Origin of the sequence: Streptomyces noursei ATCC 11455, assembly GCF_001704275.1 — a bacterium.
Lineage (GTDB): Bacteria > Actinomycetota > Actinomycetes > Streptomycetales > Streptomycetaceae > Streptomyces > Streptomyces noursei.
In genome coordinates this window covers 1,588,210-1,614,569 of sequence record NZ_CP011533.1, presented here as the reverse complement: position 1 = coordinate 1,614,569, position 26,360 = coordinate 1,588,210, and the positions used below count along the sequence as shown (strand labels likewise).

Sequence of the window (26,360 nt, the reverse complement as noted above, 5' to 3'; positions counted from 1 at the left end):
GGGAAGGGGGCGCGTATGGCCCCTCGATCGCTGGGCGGCAACACCCCCCCGCCACATGCCAGGGCGCGGACTCGATGCCATCGCCGACCCGGAGCACCGTGCGACGGCCGCCGGCGTCCTGGTCTCCGGCCTCGTCGACGAGATCATCGCGATGACCGACAGCTTCGACGGCGTCTTCGACCGCGACCGGGTCCGCGCCGAGGTCGAGGCGCTGGCAGCCGAGTTCGTGGCGGCGGGCCTCGCCTGCCCGACCGCGCACATCAGCCACCTCACGGTGATGCGCGGCCTCATGCTGCCCATCGCCGACAGTTCCCTCTCCTGCGCCCTCAGCCGCGTGTGGGTGCTCGCCACCTACGCCGACGACGTCGTCGCCTGCCGCGACCGCGCCGAGGCCGAGGCCATCCTGCGGGCCGGGATGCTGGCCGACCGGCCCGTGCGGTCACCGCTCGCCGGCGCCATGCGGCGGGCGCTCGACGAGGTGGGGAGGTTCTGCGACCCGACGTTCCTGGCGGTGTACAAGTCCCTCTACTACCGGTCGGTCGTGGGCGTCCTCATGGAGGCCGAGTTCACCCCAACGGTCTCCGATGAGATCGACACCGAGTACGTCCGCGTCCTGACCGGATTCTGCGACTTCTGGTTCATCACGCTCCAGTTCGCCGCTCCCTGTCTGCACACCGGAACCAACTGGGGCTTCTGGACCGCAGCGTTGAGCTCCATGGTCGCGTTCCTCGACGACTTCAACGACGTGCTGTCCTTCTCCAAGGAGGCGATCAACGGCACGGACTTCCGGGCCAGCCTTGTCTACCGCCGCTCCGTCCAGGAGAACATCTCCTACCTCGACTCCTACCGCCGCACCCTCGATGGCGGCGTCGCCGCCTATCGGCGCATCCTCCGTCTGGCCACCGACGAACAGCGCCCCCACCTGGACCGCTACATGACCGGCTTCATCTACTGGCACCTCCGTTCCGCCCGTTACGGCTGGCAAGCCATCCAACCGTCCCTGACGCCGCTCGACACGGCGCTCTGACCACAGCTGCCACCGCCGGCGACGCCCGTCATGAGCACCCGTGCCGTGGCTGTAGCACCCGTTGCCGTCGGCGGCGCCGGAGTCACGGACGGCCCCTCGGCGGTCTGCCGCTCGGCCAGCGACAGCGCTGCGCTCAGGGAACGCATCCTTGAGCAGGGCTCGTCGTATCCCTCGTACAGGGAGGGTGCACCGGATCTCCGGTCTGCCCGGGCCACGGACCGACCTGGCGGTCGCCCTAACGGAGCTTCGGGGACATCAACATTGACCCCCACCGCCGGGTGCGGTTGAGCTTTCTGGGTTGGCCGTGGTCACCCTGGGGGTGGGCGCGGAATCTTCTGACCGCTGCCGTATCTGTCGGCGGCCACGTCATCGGGCGGGTCGATGGATTCCGCGATCAAACGGGAAGGGGAGTAACCGGCGGTATATACAAGGGTGGTGAGAAGGGGTCGCCGATCAGGGGCAGATCTGTATTGGGGATTGCGGTAGTTGTCCTGAATGTGGCTGGGTGTATTGCTTCCGATTCCTTTCTGGGGTGGTGTGTGCTGTGCTACACTTTCAGTCCAACGCACCCTCAATGAGTCTCCACTTGACCTGGAGAGTGGAACGCCGAACGGAGAGAATTTCTCGTTCAGGAGGCCGCTATGAGTCGAAGAGATTCTCTGGAGTATGACGACTAACAACTTTGGGCAGAAGCTGAGGTCGCTTCGACTCCAGCGAGGTCTCTCTCAAAACGACCTGGCGGAACCGGGTTTGTCTGCCGGTTACATCAGCTTGCTGGAGAATGGTAAGAGGCCTCCGACGTCAGAGGTGATACTGAGGATCGCCGCACGGTTGGACGTCTCCCCGGAAATTCTGTCCAGCGCCCAAGAGGCGTCGGTGCAGCCGCGTGCCACCGGTAGCGTCGAACTTGATTACGCGATTCAAGCAACCCTGTTGCGGGGCGATTTGGCGTTTGCTGACGGAGATGTTTCCGGGGCTTGTGATCTTTTCACGGTGGCGCTCGATGATTCCGTTCACTCAGTAGCAGACCACATGGAAGCAGTCCATAGGTTGGCGCGCGCCTGTGAACATCTCGGCGAGCTCGACAGGGCGGCCGAGCTCTATCGGCAATGGCTCGATCTCCATCAGCAGCAGCGCACTTCGGGATGGGTGCACACATGGGTCGTCTGCGCAACGGCGCTGACGAGGTGCATGCTGGAGCTTGGCCGGTTGGACGAAGCGGTGGCATTCGGTGTCGAGTCCCTGGCGCAGGCGCGGACTCTTGGGGTTGATGGCATACCTCCTGCCGTTGAGCTGGCGAGCAGTGTGCAGTACGCCCATCATTGCCGTGGCGGTGGCGGCCGAACGGATATCGACTCTGGGGCCGTTGAAGAGGCTGCCGCGGGGTTCCTCTCCCGTGACGTTCAGGTGGCGGCATATTCCCAGGCTGCCCAGGCCGCGGAGGAGAACGGCGATCAGGAGAGTGCTTACGCCCTGCTCGTCGAGGCTTTCCACACGAAGGTCATGGACACCCGTGCAGTTGCCGGCGACCGCATCGCGGTAACCGCCTTGGCGAACATCGCGCGCCAGGGCGGGCGGCTTCCGGCGCAGCTGCAGTCGCATGTGCGCCCGGCCGTACAGCGCCTTCAGCAATTCGGCACGGCAGTCGACGCATCGCTCGGCACGGCGGGATTCGCCAACATCCTGCTGAACAGCGGGGAATCGGAGGAGGCTCACCGCACGGCCGCCGAGGCGCTGGCCACCATGCCCGCGGCATACCGGTTGAGCCGCGCGCAGACGGCATTGACCGCCGGTCGGGCGCTTCGTGAGCTGGGTCAGTACCAGCAGGCTCGGGGCTCCTACGAGAGCGCATCCGCGGAGTTGACCGATATGGGACTCGGCTGGCTGGGGGCGAACGCGCTGTTCGAGCTTGCGGAGATGCTCGAACAAGCGGGTGACGCCTCCGGCGCACTGTCGGTCTACCGGACCGCGTCGAAGACGCTGAGAGTCCCCCGCGGTACCTGAAGTCCAGGTCGGTACCTGAACTTCAGGGTGGCATTCGCAGGGGAGGGATCCGCTGCGCGTTGCTTTCCCGTTCCGCCGTACCTCGAACCGGGATAAAGTGGTGGCCACCTTGGCCAGGACACTCCCGGACGGAAACATCCCATGCTCGACTTGGCAATTATGGGCTTCCTTGCAGAAGCCCCGCTTCATGGCTATGAGCTGCGCACGCGCGTTGCTCAGCTCACCGGTCACGTGCGCCCAGTCAGCGATGGATCGCTCTATCCGGCGATCAATCGGCTGGAACGTCATGGGTGTGTGACGCGTCATGTGGAGCAGGGGCCGAAGGGGAGCGTACGGCGGCGGCACACGTTGTCCCTGACGAGCCAAGGAAAGGATCAGTTGCTGGGGCAATTGCGGAACCCGGGCGAGAAGTTCATCACGGATCGAAATCGGTTCAATGTGGTGCTTGCCTTCCTCGGCCTGGTGCCGGACGTAAGGGAGCAGGCCGCGGTTCTGCAACGTCGTCGAGAGTTCCTCGACCAGCCGGCCAGCTACTTCACCCGAGGCGGCAAACTGGTCCGTGCAGCGGATACGCCCGACCGGTACCGGAAAGGCATGCTCCAGATTTCCCGGGAATCCCGACGGGTCGAAATCGCGTGGCTGGACAGCACACTTGCCGAACTCTCCGCCGAAGCGAGCGATGTATGAGCCGCCGTGGCCGAGGACTCTCCGCAGCCTCCTTCCGTGGCGCATTGCGACCATCGAGCGTGATTTCCTCGATGTCGACGTCAGTGTGAGTGGTGCCAGTCCTGGAGTGCCCGTACCTCGGGTTCCGTTGTGCTGGCTGATTCGATGCCTCGGACGACTGCCTCGGCGCCCTGGATGGTGGTGACATAGGGGACGCCCCGTGAGACGGCCGCGGTGCGGAGTTCGCTGCCTTCGGCGCTCTCGGGGTGGTTGCCATGGGACGTGTCGATGACCAGCGTGATGTCATCCTGCTGAATGCGCCGGGCGTGCTGCTCTTCTCCGTCACCGTCCTTCACCACGGTGACATCCATCCCGTTGCGGCGCAGGAATGCTGCGGTGCCCTGTGCCGCCAGGATGTGAAAGCCCAGGCCGGCGAGGCGCTCGGCGAGGTGGATGCCAAGGCTCTCGTCCCGGTCGGCCAGCGCGAGCACTACGGAACCCTTCATCGGCAGCGCCCCGTGAACCGCGATCTGGCTCTTCGCGTAGGCCCGTCCGAGAGTGATGTCGATACCCATGACTTCGCCGGTCGACTTCATTTCCGGGCCGAGCAGGGGATCGACGCCGCGGCCTCCGGGGGTGCGGAACCGGTGGAACGGCAGGACGGCTTCCTTGACGGCGACCGGGGAATGCGCGGTCCGGGTCACGCCGTCTCCGGTGGCCGGGAGGACGCCCTCCTCGCGCAGGTCGGCCAGGGTCGCGCCGAGCATGATGCGCGAGGCGGCCTTGGCCAGGGGCACGGCCGTGGCCTTGGACACGAACGGCACGGTGCGGGAAGCACGCGGGTTGGCCTCCAGGACGTACACGACACCGTCCTTGAGGGCGTATTGGACGTTGAGCAGGCCGTGCACGCCGATGGCGCGTGCGAGGGCTTCGGTGGAGCGGCGGACCGCCTCCACCTCCTGCCTGCCGAGGGTGGGGGGAGGCAGGACGCAGGCGGAGTCGCCGGAGTGCACGCCGGCCCGTTCAATGTGCTCCATGATGCCGCCGAGGTAGACCTCGCGGCCGTCACACAGCGCATCGACGTCGATCTCGATGGCGTTGTCCAGGAAGCGGTCCACCAGCACCGGGTGTTCCGGGGCGATGTCCGTCGCCCGGTTGATGTAGCTCTCCAGGGAGCCTTCGTCGTGGACGACTTCCATCCCGCGCCCGCCCAGCACATAGGAGGGGCGCACGAGCACCGGATAACCGATGTCGTCGGCGATGCGCTTCGCCCCGGCGAAGCTGGTGGCGGTGCCGTACGGGGGAGCGGGCAGCCCGGCGGCGGCCAGGACCTCCCCGAACGCACCGCGGTCCTCCGCGAGGTCGATCGCGGCGGGCGGGGTGCCGAGGACCGGTACCCCGGCGTCGGCGAGCCGCCGCGCCAGGCCGAGCGGCGTCTGGCCACCGAGCTGGACGATGACGCCGGCCACGGTGCCCGAGGTCTGTTCGGCGTGCACCACCTCCAACACGTCCTCCAGCGTGAGCGGTTCGATGTACAGGCGGTCGGAGGTGTCGTAGTCGGTGGAGACGGTTTCGGGGTTGCAGTTGACCATCACCGTCTCGTAACCGACCTCGTGCAGCGCCATGGCGGCATGCACGCACGAATAGTCGAACTCGATGCCCTGGCCGATGCGGTTGGGCCCGGAGCCGAGGATGATCACCTTGGGCCGCTGCCGCTGTGCGGCGACTTCGCTCTCCGCGGCGGGGTCGGACTCGTAGGCCGAGTAGTGGTACGGAGTCCTGGCCGGGAATTCGGCCGCGCAGGTGTCGACGGTCTTGAACGTCGGTCGCACGCCCAGCCGGTGCCGCAACGACCGTACCCGGTCCTCATCGGCCAACTCGGGCCGCAGCAGCGCGATCTGGCGATCGGAGAGGCCGGCGCCCTTGGCGCGACGCAGCAACGCGGCATCCAGAACCGGTGCGTGGACGACCTCGGCGCGCAGTTCGATCAGGGAGACGATCTGGTCAAGGAACCACGGGTCGATGCCCGAAGCCTCGTGCACCTGCCGCACGGTGGCGCCCTGCCGCAGGGCCCGTTCCACGGTGTACAGCCGGCCGTCGTGCCCCGTGCGCAGCGCCTGGAGCGTGCTTGCGAGGGTGGTGCCCTCGGGGTCGGGCCCGGTCCAGACCCCCGCGCCCGGGGTCTCCATCGACCGCAGTGCCTTGCCGAGCGCTTCGAGGAAGCTGCGGCCCATCGCCATGGCCTCGCCCACGCTCTTCATCGTGGTGGTCAGGCCCGCATCCGCGGTGGGGAACTTCTCGAACGCGAACCGCGGCACCTTGACCACCACGTAGTCCAGGGTCGGTTCGAAGGAGGCGGGGGTCTCGCCCGTGATGTCGTTGCGTATCTCGTCCAGGCTGTAGCCGATCGCCAGCTTCGCGGCGATCTTGGCGATGGGGAACCCGGTGGCCTTCGACGCCAGCGCCGAGGACCTCGACACCCGCGGGTTCATCTCGATGACGACCATCCGCCCGGTTTCGGGGTGGATGGCGAACTGGATGTTGCAGCCGCCGGTGTCGACGCCGACTTCGCGCAGCACCGCGATGCCCATGTCGCGCATGCGCTGGTACTCGCGATCGGTCAGCGTCATCGCGGGTGCCACCGTCACCGAGTCGCCGGTGTGCACGCCCATGGGGTCGATGTTCTCGATCGGGCAGACCACCACCACGTTGTCCTGGTGGTCGCGCATCAGCTCCAGCTCGTACTCCTTCCAGCCGAGCACGCTCTCCTCGACCAGCACCTCGTGCACCGGGGACTCGCTGAGCCCCAGCGCCGCCATCCGCTCCAGTTCCCCGGCGGTGTGCGCCATGCCGGAGCCGAGGCCGCCCATGGTGAACGACGGCCGGATCACCACCGGCAGCGCGTGTTCGGCGGCAAAGGTCCGCACCTCGTCCATCGACCGGCACACCGCCGACTCCGGCACCTGACCGCCGACCGCGCGCACGATGTCCTTGAACCGCTGCCGGTCCTCCCCCCGGCGGATCGCCTCGATGTCCGCGCCGATCAGCTCCACCCCGTACTTGGCGAGCACCCCGCGCTCGTGCAGCGCCACCGCGGTGTTCAGCGCCGTCTGGCCGCCCAGGGTGGCGAGGAGCGCGTCGGGGCGTTCCGCCTCGATGACCTTCTCCACGAACTCCGGGGTGATCGGCTCGATATAGGTGGCGTCGGCGAATTCCGGATCGGTCATGATCGTCGCCGGATTCGAGTTCACCAGCGATACCCGGATGCCCTCGGCGCGCAGCACTCGGCACGCCTGTGTGCCGGAATAGTCGAATTCACATGCCTGCCCGATCACGATCGGACCCGATCCGATGACCAGGATGTGCTTGACGTCGGTCCGCTTAGGCATTCACGTCCCCCTCCATGAGCTGTACGAACAGATCGAACAGCGGCGCGGCGTCGTGCGGGCCGGCAGCGGCCTCCGGGTGGTACTGGACGGAGAACGCCGGACGCTCCAGCAGGCGCAGGCCCTCCACCACTCCGTCATTGGCGCAGTGATGCGAGACCTTCGCCCGGCCGAATGCGGTGGCGAATTCTTCGCCGGGCTCACCTTCCACGGCGAATCCGTGGTTCTGCGCGGTGATCGACACCCGACCGGTGGCAGCGTCGATGACGGGAATGTTGATGCCCCGATGCCCATAGCGCAGTTTGTAGGTCCGGCGCCCCAGTGCGCGCCCCAGAATCTGGTTGCCGAAGCAGATCCCGAACAGCGGCAGGCCACGGTCGAGGGCCTGCTCCGCCAACGCCACCTGCGCATCGGCGGTCGCCGGATCTCCCGGCCCGTTGGACAGGAACACCCCGTCCGCGCCGAGTGCGAGCACCTCCTCCAGCGTCGCCGCCGCCGGCAGCACCTGGACCTCGATCCCGCGGGCCGTCATCATACGCGAGGTGCTGGTTTTGATCCCCAGGTCCAGCGCGGCCACCGTGAAGCGCTTCCCGCCCCGCGCGGGTACCACGTAGGGCGCGCCGGTGGTCACCTCTCCTGAGAGATCCGCGCCGGCCATCGCCCGGCCGGCCCGGACCCGCGCGACCATCTCCGGCTGGGGGGCCATGGCGGCCCCGGAGAACACACCGCCGCGCATCGCGCCGAACTGCCGCACATGCCGCGTCAGCGAGCGGGTGTCGATGCCGGCGATGCCGACCACTCCCTCGCGGTCCAGTGCGTCTTCGAGAGGGCGGCGTGAGCGCCAGTTCGACGGCGCGCGCGCCGGTTCCCGCACCGCGTAGCCGGCCACCCAGATCCGCCGTGACTCGTTGTCCTCGTCGTTCCATCCCGTATTGCCGATGTGCGGCGCGGTGGCCACCACTATCTGACGGTGGTACGACGGGTCGGTCAGCGTCTCCTGGTATCCCGTCATTCCCGTGGTGAAGACGACTTCGCCCAGGCACGACCCCTCGCGTCCGAACGCCTCACCACCGAAGACCCGGCCGTCCTCCAGCACCAGTGCCGCTGCGGCTCTAGCCATTTCCATCCTCTTCACAGACGGGGTTCATGGAATCTCCACCAGCCACGCGAGACGAGTTACGAGATCTCGGTGCGAGCGGCCCACATGCGGGCCTGCGGCGACCGCGACGTGACGCCGACAGAACAGCGTCGGAGTGGCCTTCGTCGACCCGCTCCGGAGCACCGTTCCGTCGGCCGTCACGTCCGGTACTACTTCGACACCTCGACCGGCCGGCGGCTCGGGTGGCTGTCGGGCAGCGAGCGGCCCGGCTTGCTCAGGAGCGTGTCACCGAGGTACAGGTAGTCGATCTCCGTGTTGAGAAAGGTCCTGATCGCATCGGCCGGAGTCTCCACGATCGGCTCGCCGGCGTCGTTGTACGAGGTGTTCAGGACGAGGGGGACGCCGGTGATGTCGGCGAAGGCGGAAATCAGCGCGTGGTACGCGCTGTTGGTCTCCTGGTGCACCGTCTGCACACGGGCCGTTCCATCGACATGGCACACCGCGGGGATGACCTTCTCTTTGTCCTGCCGCACATGCGGGACGAGCAGCATGAACGGGCTCTCCCGATCGCTTTCGAACCAGTCGGAGACCCGTTCGGCCAGCACCGACGGCGCGAACGGCCGGAACAACTCCCGGTGTTTCACGACGTCGTTGAGGTAGTCCCGCATCTCCGGGTGCCGCGGGTCCGCCACGATGCTCCGGTGCCCCAGCGCCCGGGGGCCGATCTCCGAGCCCGTCTGGAACCAGCCGACCGTGTGGTGCGAGGCGATCAGGCGGGCCACCTCGGACACCTCGGCCCGCCGCGCCTCGACGGCCCCGCCGGCCTCGCGCACCGCCTCGTCGATGGCGTCCTGGCCGTATGCCCGGCCCATGGACGCGGACTTCACGTGGTGCCGCTTCTCGCCGCCCGCAAGCGCGTAGTAGCCGTAGTAGGCCGATCCGATGGCGACGCCGTCGTCGCCCGAAGGCCCGAAGAAGTACACCTCGTCGAATCCGCTCTCATTGGCGATCCGCTCATTGGCGACCGAATTGAGCGCAACGCCACCGGTGAAGCACAGCCGGCGCCGGCCCGTGATCTTCCGGGCGTGCCGGGCGAGGTAGAGCAGGGCCTCTTCGGTTTCCTCCTGCACCTTGCGGGCCACGTCCTTGGCGAACGGATGGTCCCAGCTGCCCCGCTCACCGCTGTCGAAACCTTCGCCGTCTTCCTTCAGCCAGCGGTGCCAGGCATCCTCCAGGTCCGCGGTGCGCGCGTTCACCTTGCCCGCGTCCAGGTGGAGGAGCTGCGGCCAGTCGGGACGGTGCTGCCCGTAGGGCGCAAGGCCCATGGTCTTCCCGGCCTCCGGGTATCCGCCGCACCCGAAGTCCCCGAAAGCGGGATGGCCGTACCGGGTGACGAAGCTCAGCTTCGAGGAGAAGAAGCTGTAGAAGAGGCCGATCCCGACCTCGCTGTAATCCTTGGGGAACGAGTCGCTGTACACCCGCTCCATGGAGCGCCCCTGCGCGTCGAATATCGTGTGCTTCTCGAATCCCGTGCCGTCCTCGGTGAGGCTGCCGACGCCGTCGACGACGAGGACCGCGGCATCGTCGAACGGCGACGCGAAGTACGCGGAATAGGCGTGCGCGAGGTGGTGGGAGGGCGCCGGCAGGATCCGCAGCTTGCTCTTGTCCCTGATGGGGAACTCGAGCAGCATGCGCTTCAGGGCGTTGTCATAGATCGACTTGTTTCCCACGACCAGGTCCAGGTCGTCGATGCTCAAGCCCACCGCTTCGAGGCAGTAGTTGATGGACTTCATGGGAAGCACCCGGGTGAGGTACTCGGACAGCTCGAGCCGGCCGCCGTAACCGTGCACCAGGAATCCCGGCGAGTGCTTCGACCGGTCGAGACGTTCCTCCTCGACGGCCACCACGATCTCGCCGTCTTTCACGATGCAGGCGGATCGATCGTGCCCGAGGTTGAGCCCCATTACGTACATTGAATTCTCCAACTGGGATCAAGGACGGCGGGTTTGTTCAGCGAACGGCGGTGAGCGCCGGCACATTCGAGCTCCGACGGTGCTCGCCGATCGCGGGACCGCGGTGCTCACCACCGAGCTGGGACGAGAGTTCTCGGTTCGGTACGGGGTAGATCCGCGGTACGGCGAGACCGTCGACGAACGCGTCATGGACGCTTTGGGTCACATCGGCAAGGCTGCTCTCGCCGATGAGCACCCTGAGCGCGTTGGGGGCGACGACGAGGTCGGTGCCGCGCGCGTCGACGGAACGCAGCGCCTGCAGCATCGTGAGTACCGAATCCGCTTCGCGGCCGAGCCCGATGCCGACGACCGACAGCCGCGCGAGGTTGGACGTCCAGTGCAGTTCATCGAGCGTGCCGCGCAGGGCCGCGCCGGTGAGGAGGGAACGCGCCTCTTCCGAGTCCGCCGCCGACAACGTGAAGGCGACATCGCTGACGCCCTCGGTGCCCAAGTTGCCGTACCGGCAGAGCTCCATCCCGATTCCGTGCTCGGCAAGCGCGGCCAGTGCCCGCCGCGCAGAATCCGCACTGATTCGCCGTAACACACAGCGCACCAGGCCGTGTTGACTGGCGACCCCGGCGATCGGACGACCGTTCGGCGCCGCGATCCACGAGTCGTCGGTGCCACGGACATCGCACGGCCGGTGGTTGCCCACCCAGGTACCAGGGTCGGCGACGGACTGGCACGAGCGCACCTTCAGGTCGACACCGTGAGTGCGCGCGTATTCCACAGAGCTCGGTGCGAGGACCTTCGCGCCGCTCGTGGCGAGTTCCGCCATCTCCTCGTACGAAAGAGCGGTGTGCCGGCGGGCTCCTGTGACGTGGCGGGGATCGGCTGTGTACACACCGGATACGTCCGTCACGATCTCGCAGTGATCGGCCGCGAGCGCGGCCGCCAGCGCCACGCCCGTGGTGTCCGATCCGCCCCGGCCGAGAGTCGTCCGCGCTCCGCCGACGCCGGCCTCGCCCTGGAATCCCGCGACCACCGGTACGACGCCGCCCTCCAGGGCGCTGCGCAGCGGCCCCGGTTCGATCTTCTCGATCGAGGCGTCGCCATGCCGTTGATCCGTACGGATGCCCGCCTCGGGGCCGCCGAACGAGCGGCTGGCGACGCCCTGTTGGTTCAGGGCGAGGGAGAGCAGCGCGGCCGACCTCGCCTCACCCGTGCACAGCAGGGCGTCGAGTTCGCGGAGATCCGGACGCTCCGACACGGCGGACGCCAGCGCGAGCAGCTCGTCGGTGGTGCCGCCCATGGCCGAGACGACCACGACGACGTCGTGCCCCGCCTCCCGGGTCGTCCGGACCTGCCGCGCCACTTCCGTGATCTTCTCGGGGGTGGCGACTGATGTGCCACCGTATTTCTGCACAATGCGTGCCACGTTGTGCACTCTCCTTCGCCACCGGAAACGAAGACTCCGAATGAACGGACGACGCGATGCGCTTACTGTTCGTGGAGAAACTCACGGATGGCGTAGCCGACGTGCCGCTGATCCGTGAGGGTGTGCCCGAGAATCCTGTCGCCGGGCCGGAGTTCGGTGATGTTGTGAACGCTTGCGCCCGGCCCGAGTGCACGGACGTGCCAGTCGTCCTGTGCCACCACGTCGACGAGCGTTCCGTTGGAGGTACGGGCCTCGATCTGCAGCATCGGGCGGGTCTCCATCTTGATGCGACCCACGATGACGCGCCGTACATCTCCGTCCGTGCTGACCGCGAGAACCTCGGAGCCGCATCGGAGCTCCGAAAGGTATTGCGTGCGGTTCCCGGGCGTGAGCGTGTAGGAATGAAGTGCCGCCGCGTTGACCCGGAACGGCCGTGTCGGCATGTAGGGGAGCGGATGTGTCTCACTGCTGATGAGCATCAGGCCGGTCGAGTACGAACCGACGAGGATGCCCTCGTTGGGCCTGAGCCGGGTGCAGGTGTCCACGCAGACCCGGTCGCCGAGCCCGAGATGCGTCAGCTTGACGATCTCGAATTCCTCCATGGCGAGCGAGGCGCTCTCCTCATGGCACACACGCACCAGCTCGGAGACGTCACCCACCCGGCGCGGCCGCAGCAGAATTCCATCGGAGCCGCGTTCCAGGACACCGAGCGTGACGACGGCGTCCTCGAGGTCCTCGACGAACGTGACGATCGATCCCTGGGCCCGGTCGGCAGCGGCCAGCAGGATCTCCAGCGGAATCTTGCTGGGGTCCTGCTGGAATTGGACGAACGTGAAGTCCGCCTCGTTGGCGATCTTGCAGGCAAGGTTGAGGGTGTCCTCGCCGACCACCTTGACCAGGACACCGGTCTTCAGGTGGGGACGCAGCCCCTCGAACTTCTCGACGATGCTGTGATCGGCGACCAAGAGGTCGACCACGTCGACGAGCTGGTCGATCAGGGTGGTCGGGGTCTCCGGCACCACGATGGCGACCTTGTGCAGCGTCGGGGGCACGTTCTTGGCGAGTTCCGGATCGTCGACGACGACACCTTCCACTCCCAGGTGCGCGCTCTCTTCGATGACCGCATTGGCCAGTTCGCCGGCGCAGCCACGGAGATCGATGTAGGCAGACTTCATGTTCTCCCTCAACTCGTGTCCGATTGCCTGTGGATCAGGAAAATGTTGTTGCGCGGTCCATCTGACGTTCCGCCGGCAGGAGGTCCGGCGGGGGAGCGGTGGCGTGCACCCGCTGCGCGATGAGGCGTGCCGTGTGTCCCGGGTCGGCGGCGCCGAAGACATTGCGCCCGACGGCGACGCCGGCGACGCCGGAGGCCATCGCGTCCGTGATGCCGTCGAGGAGTTTCTCCGTTTCGGCGACCACGCCGCCGCCGGCGGTCACGATGGGGATCGGGCTGGCATGGACGACATCGACCATCGTGCTGACCGAACCGGTGTAGGGCAGCTTGACGATATCGGCCCCGAGATCGGCCGCGATGTTCGCGGCGTGCGCCAGCAGAGCGGGGTCGGCGGGATTCGTCAGATGGGGGCCACGCGGGTAGACCATGGCCAGCAGCGGTACGCCCCAGTGCGCCGCCTGGTCGGAGACCTTGCCCAGGTCGATGAGTTGTGCGGCTTCGTTGTCGGAACCGATGTTGACGTGCACGCTGACTGCGTCCGCCCCCAGTGCCACGGCTTCTTCCACGGAGCCGACGAGAATCTTCGCGTTGGCGTCCGGGGCATAGCGGGTGCTGCCGTTCAAGTGCACGATCAGGCTCAAGTCCCGGAGCAGTTCCGGTCGGAGGAACCGGACCCGCCCTTTGTGGACGACGAGTCCGTCCACTCCGTTGTTGGCCATCGCCTCGACCAGTGAAGCGAAATTCTCGGTATCCGCTACCGGACCATCAGCCAGTGAATGGTCCAGTGGAATCAGGAAGATCGCCCCAGAGTCCGGATGACGAAGGCGCTGTAAGCGCCGGTGCTTTCCAGCCCGGCAATATGCTTCGGCCATCTCTACAACACCTCACCCTGGTAAGCGCCTTGTTAGGCGCCCTCGTGATGCATTTGCGGCGTCGCACCATCAAGAAGACCAGAGCCGGACCGCGCTGTCAACACGCTTACAAACGAGGCTTGTTGAGGCTTTACAGCCTGACTCTACATGTGTCTTGACAGGTTGTCATGCCTGGCGTAGGTTGCTCCGTGTTCCGCTCACGCACCCCGGCCCGGCAGAGGGTCGGTGCCACGCCGACTGGCACGATCGACATCGGTGGTCGCACTGGACACGGGTCGGCGGATGGGCGGGCCGTACAGCAGCGTCCTTCATATGCAGCCCTCCGTTCACACGTAGCCGGAAGGTATTCGCGCCATGAAATACGGCATCTCTTTCTTACCGGACTGCCGTTGCAGTCAGCGTTCCGCGACCGAGTATCTCGACGATGCGCTCGCGCTGTCCTGCCTCGCCGACGAGCTGGGGTTCGACTACGTGAAGATGGTCGAGCACTATCTGCACGAGTACGGCGGGTACAGCCCGCACCCGCTCACCTTTCTGGCCGCGGTGGCCGCCCGGACGCAGTCGATCCGCCTGATGACCGGAGGCATCCAGGCATCCTTCCATCACCCGGTGCAGATAGCGGCGCAAGCCGCCCAGGTCGACGTCCTCAGCCACGGGCGACTCGATGTCGGGTTCGCACGAGCCTTCCTTCCCTACGAATTCGACACCTTCGGCGTGCCGATGGAAGGAAGCCGGCAGCGGTACAGGGAAACGGTCGAGGCCGTCCTTCGGTTGTGGACCGAGAAGGGCGTCTCGGAATCCAGTGAGTTCTTCCAGTACTCCGGTGTCGACTCCCTTCCGTCAGTGGTGCAGACGCCGCATCCGCCCACCTGGGTCGCCGGCCTGATGTCGCCGGAGACGTTTTCCTGGGCGGGCGAACGCGGGCTGAACCTCCTCATGGCGTCTCCGCCGCGTGCTGAGGAACTGCCCAAGGCGCGGGAGAACGTGCGGCTCTACACGTCGTGCTTCCAGAAGGCTGCAAGGGAGACCGGGGCATCGCCGCGGGTCGCGATGAGCATCCCGCTGATGATCGGTGGGACGGACGCGGAAGCGGTGGACAGGGCGCTGCCTCGACTTCGGGCGCACTGGCAGGTGTTCGGCGAGGCCGCCGAGTCTCTGCTGCACACCCATTCCTCGGATTACGCGAAGTACCCGCAGATCGTGAACAGCATCAAGGAGATGACCGACGACGATCTGATCGAGACGGCGATCGTCGGCTCACCGGAGACGGTCACGGAGCGGATCGTCGAGTTCCGGCGCACGCTGTCCGTGGACACGTTCTTGTGGCACATCGACTACGGCGGCCAGGCGTTCGACGACATGGCCGGCAACCTCCGGCGCTTCCGCGAGCAGGTTCTGCCGCGTCTCCCCGAGTGACGCAGCGGGGCTCTGAGCCCGCAGGCGGGTGAAGTCGGCGCTCGGGGAGGGACTCGACAGACCTCCTCCAGCGGGTGGCGAACGGGAGTCGTCCGCCCCTTCGCCACCCCGGCGCGGCTGCCTGCACTTCCGCACCCCTGTGCTGTCATGTCGTCAGCTCTGGCTCGGCAACCGCTCACAGTACGTCGCTTCGAGGTATAGACTTCGAAACATCGCTTCGAGGTATACGACTCGGAAGCTTCTGATGCCACTCAGTAGTCGACGGCCCGGGGCTCGTCGCGCCCGGGCGATGCTCGACTCGAAACGAGGACGGGAGATTCGTGACAGCAACCACGGGTGTCGAACCGACGGCACGAGCTGGCCATCCGCGGCGGCGCGGAGCTCGTCGCATCGCTTCAGGCGCGGCATTTCTGGTCATGGGAATGGTATCGGTGATGAATCTTGCGATACCGACCATCTCCACCAGTGACCTGCATCCGTCGGCGACTCAATTATTATGGGTCGTCGACGGATACACCATTGTCTTCGCCTGCTTATTGGTCCCAGCGGGCGCGCTCGCGGACCGTTATGGGCGTAAAGGGTTTCTGCTCGTCGGCCTGACCGTATACGTCATCGGCTGCCTGGCTTCCGGGCTGGCCCCGACGATCGCATTGCTCCTTGCCGCGCGTTTCTTCACCGGGCTGGGAGCGGCGTTCGTGTTTTCGACGACGCTGTCGATCATCGTGAACATCCATACGGAGCAGGAACGTCCCAAGGCGGTCACGGGGTGGACGGTCGCCGTCCAGGCCGCCGGCATGGTGGCTGCCACGGCCGGCGGGGCCCTGGTGCAGTTCGGTGGCTGGCGCGTGATGTTCCTGGTGTTCGCCGTTCTGGCGGTATGCGCCACCCTCTGCGTCGCGGCCTATGTGCCCCGGACGCAGAATGTGGACACGAAGGTGGACCTCGCCGGATCGGCGCTCCTGATCGTCGGTCTGACCAGCCTTCTCTACATGATCATCGAGGGTTCCGAACTGGGCTGGACCTCCTCGACCGTCATTGCCTCCGGAATCATGGGGATCGCGATCCTCGCGTACTACGCGGTGCGTAGCTGGGGCAAGAGGCATGCACTCCTCGACACGGCGCTCTTCCGCATCCCGAAGCTCCGGGCCGGGACGGTCGGAGTAATGGTCGGCTTCCTGGCGATGTTTGCGCTCTTCTACGTCAATTCCCAGTACCTGCAGTTCGCCAAGGGGTACACACCGCTGGTGGCCGGCCTCGCCACGATTCCCATGCCCCTGTGGAATGCCGTGGTCTCGGCGAAAAGCCTGCGGATTGCCGACCGCATCGGCGCGCGTGCAACCATCGCGTCGGGCCTGGCAATTCTGGTCCTCGGCTTGGCTCTGCTGTCGACGTTGACCGCGGCGACGCCGTACGCGGTCCTCATCGTCTACCTGCTGCTGATGGCAACGGGCATCGGGCTCTCCGCGCCACTGCTGTCCAATGCCATCATCGGCTCCCTGCCCGCGAACCGTGTCGGGGCCGGATCGGGCCTCAACAGCCTCATGCGCGAGCTCGGTGCGGCGATCGGCATTGCCACCATGGGAACGATCATCCAGGCTCACTTCTTCTCCCACGTCGCGGGCGGCGAAGCGCAGTCGTCCGTCTTCTCCAGATTGCTGACCAGCGGCAACACGGACATGGTGGACAAGTTCGTCAGCTCGGTGGATCTGGGATACCGGACGATCGGCGTCGTTCTGCTGGTGGTGTCGGTGTTCGTCATCGCCTGGTTCCGGAACGAGAATCCAGCCGAATCCGTATAACGGCTGACGGCGAACGCCGCGTCGGTTCGTGATGCCGGGCGGATGCAGGCCGGAACCGATCTGGCCGTCCCTTCCTTTGTTCCGCCCGGCATCCAGCCCGTACGGTCACGGCGGGGTGAGGGGCCGTGCCCGTCGGTCCCGGGGTCCCCTCCTCAGCCGAGTTCGGTGAGTTCGGCGAGTTCGGCGAGTTCGCCGGGTTCGAGTCGCACGGCGGCCGCCGCGAGGTTCTCTTCGAGGTGTGCGACCTTGGCCGTGCCGGGGATGGGCAGCATGACCGGGGAGGCGGCCAGTAGCCACGCAATCGCCACCTGGGCCGGTGTGGCTCGGTGGTGGGTGGCCACGCGGGCGAGAGCGCCGCCGGGGCCGGCGAGCGTGCCCGCGGCGACGGGGGCCCACGGCATGAACCCGATCCCGTTGACCGTGCAGTAGTCGAGTACCGCCGCGGCGGAGCGGTCGGTGAGGTTGTAGCGGTTCTGCACGGTGGCGATCTCGGTGATGGTCCGGGCCTGTTCGATCTGCTCGACACCGACCTGGGAAAGCCCCACCGCGGCGATCTTGCCCTCGGCCTTGAGCTTGGCGAGCTCGCCGACCTGGTCCGCGAGCGGGATCGCGGGGTCGACCCGGTGCAGCTGGAACAGGTCGATCCGCTCCAGACGGAGCCGCCGCAGGCTCATCTCCGCTTGCTGGCGCAGGTATTCCGGGCGCCCGACCGGCGGCCAGGCCCTCGGGCCGATGTGGACCGGTCCGCCGCCGGTGTCGATGACGTCCGGGCCGTTCCGGGTCACCCCCGCTTTCGTCGCGATCAGCACATCCCCTGGGTACGGGTGGATCGCCTCGGCGATGATCTCCTCGCTGATGTGCGGGCCGTAGGAGTCCGCGGTGTCGATCAGCCGCACGCCCAGCTCGACCGCCCGCCGCACCACGCGCACGCATTCGGCTCGATCGGCGGGCGGTCCCCACACGCCGCGCCCGGTCAGCCGCATGGCGCCGAAGCCGAGCCTGGGCACCGGCTTGTCGGCGATCTCGAATGTTCCCACGGATTCGGCGATTGTTCCGTTCACGAATGCGTAATCCCTTTCGCTGTATGGGGTGCCGTTTACGAGTGCGGGGGCGGCCGCACCAGCCGGCACTTCGCGTGTCGCTGAGCGGCCACCGGTAAGCCCCTGCGTGAGAGCCCGGGTTCAGACCAGGCCCAGGTGGCGGAGATCCGTCAGGTACTTCTCGATCAGTGGCCGGGACAGGTGCGGAATGTCCTTCTCCGGCCCGATTCCGGCGGCGCGTACCGCTTCTTGGAACCGTGTGGCGGGGACGACCGACCCGGCCAACGGTGCCGCTGGTTCGCGATAGGCGTGCACGAGGGGGAGGAGAGAGTGGTGTCGTTGCTTCTCCGGCAGCGCCCGTAGGGCGGCTTCGAACCGCTCGTGCCACTCCTGGTAGTCCTCGATGCGGTGGATCGGTGTGCCGGAGTCGGCCAGCCAGTCGACGACGGTGTCCAGCGAGATGCCGTCGTCGTGCGGGTTGACCACGTTGAACGTGCGGTAGCCGGCCGTGCCGGCTCCCAGGGTGGCCACCGAGGCGGCGACGAAGCCACCCGGCAGGCCGTCGTAGTGCGCCCGTGGCCGCTGACCCGAGCCTGCGGTGCGGTAGAACGACTGCGGAGCGATTCCGGTGGCGATCAGGCTCAGCACGAGGCGGGTGAAGGTGTCCGGCACGTTGAGCTGTCCGGTGTAGTGGTCGTGCGCCAGGATCATGCCCGAACGGAACACGGTCACCGGCAGCCCGCACAGGTCGTGGGCTTCCCGCAGCAGCACCTCGCCGGCCCATTTGCTGAGGGCGTAGCCGCCTGCGTGGCGCTCGTCGATCGGGCGCACCGGGCTGGCCGCTCTGATGTCGATGTCCTCGTCCAGCGTGGCTGCTCCGTGCGACGCGACGGCCACCGTGGACAGGTAGCTGATCGGCTTCAGCCGGGTGGTGAGGGCCATGCGGATGAGTTCGGCGGTGCCGACGACGTTGGGGCCGAAGAGCTGCCTGTAGGGCAGGACGTGGTTGACCAGTGCGGCCGGGTGCACGATGAGGTCGACCGTGGCGGCCAGTCGTTGCCAGGTCTGATCGGTCAGGCCCAGGTTGGCCCTGTCGATGTCGCCGGCCAGCACCTTCAGTGTGCCGTTGGTGGTCAACTCGCCGAATCGCCGCCGGAGTTCGGCGTCCCCGGTGTCCAGTGCCTGTTCGAGGCGCCGTCGAGCGGCCGTGTTGTCGGCGCCGCGTACCAGGCAGATCAGTCTGCCGCCGATCGGAGCCAGTCGCTCCAGCCATTCCAGGCACAGGAACCGGCCGAGATAGCCGTTGGCTCCGGTGAGCAGCACCGTCCCGGGCGTATCGGTCGGTTGGGGGAGCGACTTGGCCGCGGTCAGTGTGTCCTGGTCGATGAAGGTGTCCAGGGTGAGGTCCTCGGCCCGCGCCGCGGTGGCGTGTTCGCCGTGCACGCGGGCGAAGGTGGGCCGTTCCGCGGACGGGCCGTGCGGCTGTTCGATGTGCTCGGCGATCCGGCGCAGGCTGTTGGCCGGGCCGATGAGCGTCCCGACCGGGACCTCGGTGTCGAAGGTCTCCCGCAGTAACTGGGACAAGGACAACGCCGACAGCGAGTCCCCACCCAGGTCGGTGAAACGGGTCTCCGGGTTCAGCTCGCCCTCGGGCATGCCGAGCAGCGCCTGCACGGCGCGGGTGACCGTCTCCACTACGGGGCGGCTCTTGTCATGCCGGAGCCCGCGCAACTCGTTGGCCTGCCCTTCGGCCAGTTCGGCGTAGCGCCGCTCGAGTCGCTCGCCATAGTGGTCCTTCAACCGTGGCCGTATGTGCTTGGTCGAGTCGGACAAGAGGCCATTCTCCTGACTGAATGGCTCGGTCTCGATGAGCAGGTCACGTGGAATTTCGTACGGGTTGAGCTTGGCCTCCTTGGCGATGCGCTGGAGCGACGCGCTGATCGATGATTTCAGTGCCGTTTCGTCGGACGCCTGCTGGATTGCCGCTCGAGTCGGCACCACCACGGCGAGAAGATAGGCGCGGGAACTGTTCCCGTACAGGTAGATCTGGTGCACCAGCGGGCTGGTGGCGAAGACCGACTCCAGCCTCGCCAGCGCGACGAACTCACCCTGGGAAAGCTTGAGCACGTTGTTTCGCCGGTCGATGTAGACCAGGTTATCCGGCTCGACCTCGGCCATGATGTCGCCGGTCCGGTAGAAACCTTCCTCGTCGAAGACCTCGGCGGTGAGCTCGGGGCGTTGGTAGTAGCCGGAGGTGATCAGCCGGGTTTTGACCAGCAATTCTCCTCTGGGGTGCGGGGAATCGGTGGTGAAATAGCCGAGCTCCGGCACATCGACGAGCTTGTAGTCCACCACGGGAGGCCGTTGCACGCGGTGGTCCAGCATGAGGAATCCGGTTTCGGTGGTGCCGTATCCATTGTGGAACGGAACCTCCAAGCAGGATTCAAGGAAAGCGACCAGATCTGGTGCGAGCGGCGCCGAACCACACAGGATTCGGACGATGCGGCCGCCGAACACTTCGTCCCGGAAGTGCGCGAGCACCTCGGCACGGTCCGCCTCTTGCAGCCCGGCACGCGGTGCCCGCTGGTCGAGCCGGCTCTGGTAGCTCTGGAAGAGCATCTCGCAGACCCGCGGCACCACGGTGAGGTCGGTCGGCCGTATGAGCGCGAGGTCCTCCAGGAAAGTGGACAGATCGCTGCTGGCCACGAAGTAGGCGGTACCGCCTCGGGCGAGGGTCGTGGCCAGGATCCTCCGCGCGACGAGATGACTCTGCGGGAGGAAGTTGGCCGTGATCGCAGGGAACTGGTAGCCGGGATCCCAGTTCGGACGCCACATCAGGGAGACGGTCGACTCCGCGTACATGACGCCCTTGGGACTTCCGGTACTGCCGGAGGTGTAGATCAGTGCGGACAACGTTTCTCCCGCACGGTCCTCCTGCGGCAGGTCCGGCGCGGGGGGCGATGTGCGCCCATAGTCGATGACGTGGGACAGCAGCTCCAGCGAGATCGGCGAACCGGCCTCAGCCAGTCGCCGGCGTGCGGCCGCCAGGTGTTCACGGTGCTCATCGAGCTCGGGGTGGTAGTCGAACACGATCAACCGGCGGACGGAAGTGTCCCCGGTCAGCGCTTCGGCCACCGTTTCCAGGCGTTCCGCGCTCGTGGCGAAGACACGTGGTGCTGCTTCCGCCACCAGGGGGCGAATATGGGCGACGGTGGAATTGCTGTGCAGTGGTACGGCGACCGCGCCGACTTGGCTGCAGGCCAGATCCACGGTGGTGTAGTCGGTGCCGGCAAAGCCGAGGACGGCTACGAAATCGCCGGCGCGCAGTGGGTGCTCGGGGTGGTGATACCAGTCGGCGGCGACGGCGCACAACCGCAACCACAACTCGTTGTAGGTGATGGTTCGGTAGTGGGGCAGCAGCCGCATCTCGGTGCGTCCGGCCACCGGGACGAACTCCTTGGCACGCTCTCCGAGTGCGGGGCGGTCGGCGTATCCGGCAAGTGTTCTCCTGATGATCTCGGACAACCGCAGTCCGGGTTCGGCGGTTGCCTCGAAGACTTCTGGCAGCGGCTTGAGGTCGACGAGTCCCGGTTCAGCCGACAACAGCTCGGCGATGCGCCGTTTCCGATGGGCTTCGAGTTGCGTGCGTGTGGCGTTGATCTGCGACGTATTCCCCATTGCTGGACCTTTCCGGGCGTGACCGCCGTTCATCCGTGCGTCGTGCCGCACTGAGCTGGTAGCTGCTTCGTCGTCAAGGTGGGGCATCGAAGTGAGCCGTCACACCGAGTCGTCGGGGTGGGGTGTCAAGGTGACTCCGACTGCGGCGAGTTACCCGCGGATGTGGCCGCTGCCGCATTGCCACGGGGGGTGTCCGCCGCTGCGTGCGCGGAGTGAACGGTCGGGGGTGGTGCAGGCGTCTGTGAGGGCCGCAGCACGCTCCAGTACGCCCCGGCCCCCACGGCCAGCACCGCCGTTGCCACCACGAACGGCGCGTGGAAGGTCCCGCTCACGTCCGCCAACCAGCCGGTGAGCGCCACCCCGCCGGCCGTGGCCGCGGTATTGGCGAAGTTCATCAGCCCCGTGGCCGCCCCCACCGCTCCGGTGGGGGCGAACAGGCCGGGCAGGCTCCAGGCGACCGGCGCCGCGATGGCGAGTCCGGCGAGAGAGAGGGACATCCAGCCCACGGCGAGGGCGGGGGAGCGCACCATCCCCGCGGCACCGACCGTCGCCCCGAGCGCCATCCCGAAGACCAGTACCGTCCTGCGGACCCGCGTGGGATTGCGGCCGAGCCGCACCAGCCTGTCGACCAACCAGCCACCGAGGAGAAGTTCCGCGACCGTCGCCACGCCCCAGGGGATCATCGAGTAGATGCCGGAGCTGAGCAGCTGGAGGTGAAACTCACGCTGGAAGAACTCCGGCATCCAGATGAGGACCACATTGACCGTGTAGCCGTAGCAGCCAAAGCCGAGCGCGATCTTCCAGCTCGTGTGGGAGCGCAGCACTGTGCGCAGCTGCCCGGACTGTCCCCGGTCCGTGTCGCGCGCGCCGCCATGGAGGATGAACTCCCTTTCGGAGGCCCGCAGCCTGGGGTGTGCGGACGGGTCCCGATATCCCCACCACCACACGGCGGCGAACAGCAGGCTGGCCGCCGCGGTGAACAGGAAGCCGGCTCGCCAGCCCCAGATGCTCATCACGAAGGCCAGAACGGGGAACGCCACCATATTGGCGAGCTTGTGGGCTCCGTCGAACAGCGCTGTTGCCATGCCGCGTTCACTGAGCGGAAACCACGCCGCGGTTGCCTTGGAAGCACCGACCATCGACGGCCCCTCAGCCACCCCCAGCAGCAGACGGGCCACGATGACGCCGCCAAGCCCGCCGGCCACCGCCGTGAGCAGGCTGGCGACGGCCCATAGGAGTGAAGCGATCCGGGTGAGGCGCGATACCCCGAACATGTCCACCAGTACACCGGCGGGCAGTTGTACCAGGCAGTACGACCACGTGAAGGCGGACAGTACGATGCCGAGCTGACTCAGGCTGAGACCGAATTCGTCGGCAAGGGGAGAGCTCGCCACCGACAAGGCCGTCCGGTCGAGAAAGTTGACGAGGATTCCTCCCGCCAGCAGCCCGCCGATCGCCCAGCGGGCGCGTCCTCGCTTATGCACAATTTCCCTCTCGTAGAGCAGCCGCGCCGGTGTATGGGCGTTACGTGTCTCTGGGGTGATGTCCCACTCGGCGCGCCGGCACCTGTGGTTGATGTGGAAGCCGACCCGTATGGTCCGTGCGTCTTCTGCGCATGCACTTCGCCGTCCAGAAACGACCGCTAAGGAGTTTGCAACCCCTGTCGGGGTGTCATCAGTGCCATCCCGTCAGTCGTCTTCTCACGCTGATCCCAGCGGAGTTCCAGTGACACGAATCCCCGCGCGATCAGGATCCGGTCCCGGATCCAGGAATCCGGACTGGCCAGCCGCAGGCCCGGCAGGCGTTCGAAGAGGCGGGGAATGGCGATCTGCAGCTGAAGCCTTGCGAGCGGAGCGCCCAGGCACGCGTGGATGCCCCGGCCGAAGGCCAAGTTGTGGCGGGACGTCCTGCGCTCGATATCGAACCCCTCGGGATCGGAAATGACGCGCTCGTCGCGGTTTGCCGCTCCCCAGTGGACCATGACCCGGTCTCCGCGGCGCAGCCGTGCCCCGCCGAGTTCCGTGTCCGTCATCACGGTGCGGAACAGTCCTTGGACCGGTGATTCGAAGCGCAGGATCTCATCGACCATCGTCTTGGTGCGCTGCTCGTCCAGCTGCGATTCCCGGACGTCGAGCTGGTGGTCCAGCAGTGTCACGATGCCGTTGCCGATCGCCCGGGTGACCGTCACATGACCGGCGATGATCAGGTTCATCACCAGCTGCATGACCTGCACGGTGTCCATCGCGGCTTCCTGGGCGGACTGCAGAAGCAGGGAGATCAGGTCATCCCCGTCCGTCGCTTCCTTGTCCTGGAACAGATCCATGATGTAGTGCTGCATCGCCACCACACTGTGCGCGTACTTCACGCGATCCGGCAGTGCATGCGCCGATTCGGACAGGCGAAGCCAGTCGTAACTCCATTGGTGCAGCTGGGGGACATCGTCCTGCGGTATTCCGAGGATCCGCGCCATGGTGATCAGTGGCAGTGGCCATGCGTACCGCTCGATGATGTCGGTATGCCCCGCATCGATAAAGCCGTCGACCAACTCGTCGATGGTCTTCCGGATGAAGGGATCCAGCTGCGCTACCTTGCCGGGCGTGAAGACGCGGCCCACCATGGCGCGCAGTTGGCGATGTTGCTCGCCGTCGCTCTCGGTCAGGTTCGGCGTCAGTGACCAACCCTGCCGCAATACCTCTCTGACCTCGTCGGGCTCATCTCCTGCGGAGAGGCGGACCGCGTTCTCCGAGGAGTAGGTCTCCGGATCGAGTGCCACCGTCAAGACGTCTGCATGGCGGGTCACCACCCAGACATTCCTGGTCTCGTCAAAGAATATGGGGCACTTGTCGCGCATCCGCTGGTACATCGGATACGGGTTGTCGAGTTGACTGCCCGACAGGGGGTCGTATCGGAATGGTGCCATCGTGCGGCCTCCGTGCGGAATAGGATGAATGCCGCCACCCTTCGGGTCAGGGTAAGCGCTGAAATGAAGAGCGGTAGTACAGCAGGGGAGCATCCGCTTCGGCCTGGTCGAGGTCGGTGACCTGCCCGACGGCTATGACGTGATCCCCGCCGTCGAACTCCCGCACCAGTGAGCAGTCGATCCACCCGAGGACGCCGTCGAGCAGGGGAGAGGCGTTGGGTGATTCGGTCCAGTTCACCCCGGAGAATTTGTCGCCACCGGAGCGGGCGAACTGCTGGCAGACGCCTTCCTGATGATCGGCCAGGATATTCACGCAGAAGCGGCCTTCCTGTCTGATGAGCGGCCATGTGAGCGAGCCGCGTCCGATGCACAGTGCGATGTAGGGAGGATCCAGCGACAACGAACTGAAGGACTGGCAGGCGAGGCCCACCGGCCTGCCCCGGTGTAGTGCGGTCACGACCGTCACCCCGCTGCAGAACAGCCCGCAAACGGAGCGCAGCTTGGTTTGATCAACGGACGCCGTGGAACTGTTCAGCTGCATTGCCGTCTCCAAACAACTGCTGGCGAAAATCGAGCACTTCTACTCTCCGGGGAGTTCGCCCACCGAGCACGGCTGATGGCCGTGCAGTGCCTTGCCCTCCGCCGGGGTGTGCTGGTGTCCGTATTCCGTGTGGTGTGAAGTGGCCAGGACGTCATGGTCGATGGCGAAGTCCCGTGCCACGCGCAGGAGCACCTGGTTCTCCTCCGGTCGTCCTACCGGGACGCGTACGCCGCGCTGCGAGTACAGTCGGACGTCGATACCGGCCTCCCGGCAGGCCACCGCAAAATCCAGGCTGGCCGGCCCGAGCGGGACCCAGAGGAAGTTCGTGCCGCTCTTCGGTGAGCGGTATCCATGGTTCGAGAGTTCGCGATGCATGGATTCGCGCTGCTCGATGATGTTCCTGATCCGTAGTTCCCGCTGCCATATGTTGTTGAGCGACGCGGTCGCCGCTGCCTGGGCGATCGTGTCGATGGTGAACGGCAGCATGTATTCATGGATCTTGTGCGCCAGCGGTGGCTTGGCTATCACATATCCCGCCGGCAGGCCGGCCAGCCCGTCCGCTGCCGAGAACGACCGCAGCACGATCAGATTCGGATGGTGCCGTTGCAGGCCGGTCACGTCGACGTCCACGTGTGCGTCGACGAAGTCCGCGTACGTCTGGTCGATGAGCACGATGGTCGTCGGGGGCAACTGATACAGCAGGCTTTCGATCTGCCGGCGTTCAAGAACTGCACCGGTGGGTTCGTTCGGATTGCAGAGGTACACCAGTCCGGTTCGGCTGGAGGCCAGGTCGCCGATGTTCTGCAGGTCCTGTGTGGACGCGTCGGAGAGCGGTACGGAGACCTGACTCATGCGTGCGATCCGTGCCGATGTGGAGATGCCTTCCAACGTGGGGGACAGGTAGATGATTTCCGATTCGGATTCCTCGGCGGCTGCGGCCAGAGCGACTCCGGTGGCCAATGCGAGCCGGCCGGGCCCGACGACGATGTCGTCCGGCGCGCTGCCGTGGTGCCGCGCTATCGCCTGAACCAATCGTGTGCAGGTCGGGTCCGGATGGCGGTTGATGTCCGGGAGGACCGAATCGATTTCACGGAGCACGCTGGAAGGGATGGGGTACAGGATCTCGTTCAGGGAGAGGCGCCCGCTCCGGGCGCCGCCCATTGCCGAGTGCAGCGGGGTTGGCCCAGGTAAGGCCGGAGTGCCGTCGTTCGCCAGCGTCGACTGCATGTCTGCTTCCCTATGTCTACTTCCCTGGAGTCTGTCTCAAGGGATTCGCACCCATCCGTGGGCCTGCCGGAGTGCCGGATTCCGGCGTGCAGTGCGTATGTGCTGATGTCATCCGGAAGCT

General features: G+C 66.5%; 17 protein-coding genes. 5 read left to right on the top strand and 12 right to left on the bottom strand.

Features of this window, described 5'->3' with window-relative positions; all coding sequences use genetic code 11:
- The first annotated feature begins 55 nt into the window (after positions 1–55).
- The 3 genes from SNOUR_RS06735 (at position 56) to SNOUR_RS06725 (ending at position 3,718) form a co-directional block, all read left to right on the top strand.
- Positions 56–1,027, top strand: a complete 972-nt coding sequence (locus SNOUR_RS06735) for an isoprenoid biosynthesis enzyme family protein (protein ID WP_067344681.1) — start codon at positions 56–58, stop codon at positions 1,025–1,027.
- A gap of 666 nt (positions 1,028–1,693) precedes the next feature.
- Positions 1,694–3,031, top strand: coding sequence for a helix-turn-helix domain-containing protein (locus SNOUR_RS06730; protein ID WP_079142296.1), 1,338 nt, complete (start codon positions 1,694–1,696; stop codon positions 3,029–3,031).
- A 141-nt stretch (positions 3,032–3,172) separates the two neighbouring features.
- On the top strand, positions 3,173–3,718 hold the full coding sequence (locus tag SNOUR_RS06725; protein WP_067344677.1) for a PadR family transcriptional regulator: 546 nt from the start codon (positions 3,173–3,175) through the stop codon (positions 3,716–3,718).
- A gap of 80 nt (positions 3,719–3,798) precedes the next feature.
- Here SNOUR_RS06725 and carB read toward each other — a convergent pair whose 3' ends face one another.
- From carB to SNOUR_RS06695, 6 genes are all read right to left on the bottom strand, one after another.
- Positions 3,799–7,086, bottom strand: a complete 3,288-nt coding sequence (carB, locus tag SNOUR_RS06720) for a carbamoyl-phosphate synthase large subunit (RefSeq protein ID WP_067344676.1) — start codon at positions 7,084–7,086, stop codon at positions 3,799–3,801.
- Entirely contained in the window at positions 7,079–8,203 is a 1,125-nt protein-coding gene (gene carA / locus SNOUR_RS06715) for a glutamine-hydrolyzing carbamoyl-phosphate synthase small subunit (RefSeq protein WP_067344674.1), read from the bottom strand. Before carA ends, carB begins: the two co-directional genes overlap by 8 nt.
- Before the next feature lie 188 nt (positions 8,204–8,391).
- Positions 8,392–10,146, bottom strand: coding sequence for a carbamoyltransferase family protein (locus tag SNOUR_RS06710; protein WP_312632074.1), 1,755 nt, complete (start codon positions 10,144–10,146; stop codon positions 8,392–8,394).
- Positions 10,147–10,192: 46 nt separating this feature from the next.
- Positions 10,193–11,560 (bottom strand): aspartate kinase, encoded by a 1,368-nt coding sequence (locus SNOUR_RS06705; RefSeq protein WP_067344671.1) that lies wholly within the window; start codon positions 11,558–11,560, stop codon positions 10,193–10,195.
- Positions 11,561–11,634: 74 nt separating this feature from the next.
- Entirely contained in the window at positions 11,635–12,747 is a 1,113-nt protein-coding gene (locus SNOUR_RS06700; protein ID WP_067344669.1) for a 3-dehydroquinate synthase II family protein, read from the bottom strand.
- A 34-nt stretch (positions 12,748–12,781) separates the two neighbouring features.
- Complete coding sequence (locus SNOUR_RS06695; protein ID WP_067344667.1) at positions 12,782–13,618, bottom strand: 2-amino-3,7-dideoxy-D-threo-hept-6-ulosonate synthase; 837 nt, start codon at positions 13,616–13,618, stop codon at positions 12,782–12,784.
- Positions 13,619–13,972: 354 nt separating this feature from the next.
- On the opposite strand from SNOUR_RS06695, the gene SNOUR_RS06690 reads away from it, so the two are divergent.
- Positions 13,973–15,034, top strand: a complete 1,062-nt coding sequence (locus SNOUR_RS06690; protein ID WP_067344665.1) for an LLM class flavin-dependent oxidoreductase — start codon at positions 13,973–13,975, stop codon at positions 15,032–15,034.
- A 320-nt stretch (positions 15,035–15,354) separates the two neighbouring features.
- Positions 15,355–16,833, top strand: coding sequence for an MFS transporter (locus SNOUR_RS06685; RefSeq protein ID WP_067344664.1), 1,479 nt, complete (start codon positions 15,355–15,357; stop codon positions 16,831–16,833).
- Between the two features lie 152 nt (positions 16,834–16,985).
- On the opposite strand, the gene SNOUR_RS06680 is transcribed toward SNOUR_RS06685, so the two are convergent.
- The 6 genes from SNOUR_RS06680 to SNOUR_RS06655 all read right to left on the bottom strand — a co-directional run bounded on the left by SNOUR_RS06680 (position 16,986) and on the right by SNOUR_RS06655 (position 26,239).
- Positions 16,986–17,894, bottom strand: a complete 909-nt coding sequence (locus SNOUR_RS06680) for an aldo/keto reductase (RefSeq protein WP_067344662.1) — start codon at positions 17,892–17,894, stop codon at positions 16,986–16,988.
- Positions 17,895–18,014: 120 nt separating this feature from the next.
- The gene (gene car, locus SNOUR_RS06675) at positions 18,015–21,551 is read right to left on the bottom strand and encodes a carboxylic acid reductase (protein ID WP_067344660.1); all 3,537 of its coding nucleotides are present in this window, start codon (positions 21,549–21,551) and stop codon (positions 18,015–18,017) included.
- Positions 21,552–21,676: 125 nt separating this feature from the next.
- Complete coding sequence (locus SNOUR_RS06670) at positions 21,677–23,035, bottom strand: MFS transporter (protein ID WP_099055662.1); 1,359 nt, start codon at positions 23,033–23,035, stop codon at positions 21,677–21,679.
- Positions 23,036–23,193: 158 nt separating this feature from the next.
- Positions 23,194–24,471, bottom strand: coding sequence for a cytochrome P450 (locus SNOUR_RS06665; protein ID WP_067344658.1), 1,278 nt, complete (start codon positions 24,469–24,471; stop codon positions 23,194–23,196).
- A 46-nt stretch (positions 24,472–24,517) separates the two neighbouring features.
- Positions 24,518–25,012, bottom strand: coding sequence for a flavin reductase family protein (locus SNOUR_RS06660; RefSeq protein ID WP_067344656.1), 495 nt, complete (start codon positions 25,010–25,012; stop codon positions 24,518–24,520).
- Positions 25,013–25,051: 39 nt separating this feature from the next.
- On the bottom strand, positions 25,052–26,239 hold the full coding sequence (locus SNOUR_RS06655; protein WP_079142285.1) for a pyridoxal phosphate-dependent aminotransferase: 1,188 nt from the start codon (positions 26,237–26,239) through the stop codon (positions 25,052–25,054).
- Positions 26,240–26,360 lie beyond the last annotated feature (121 nt).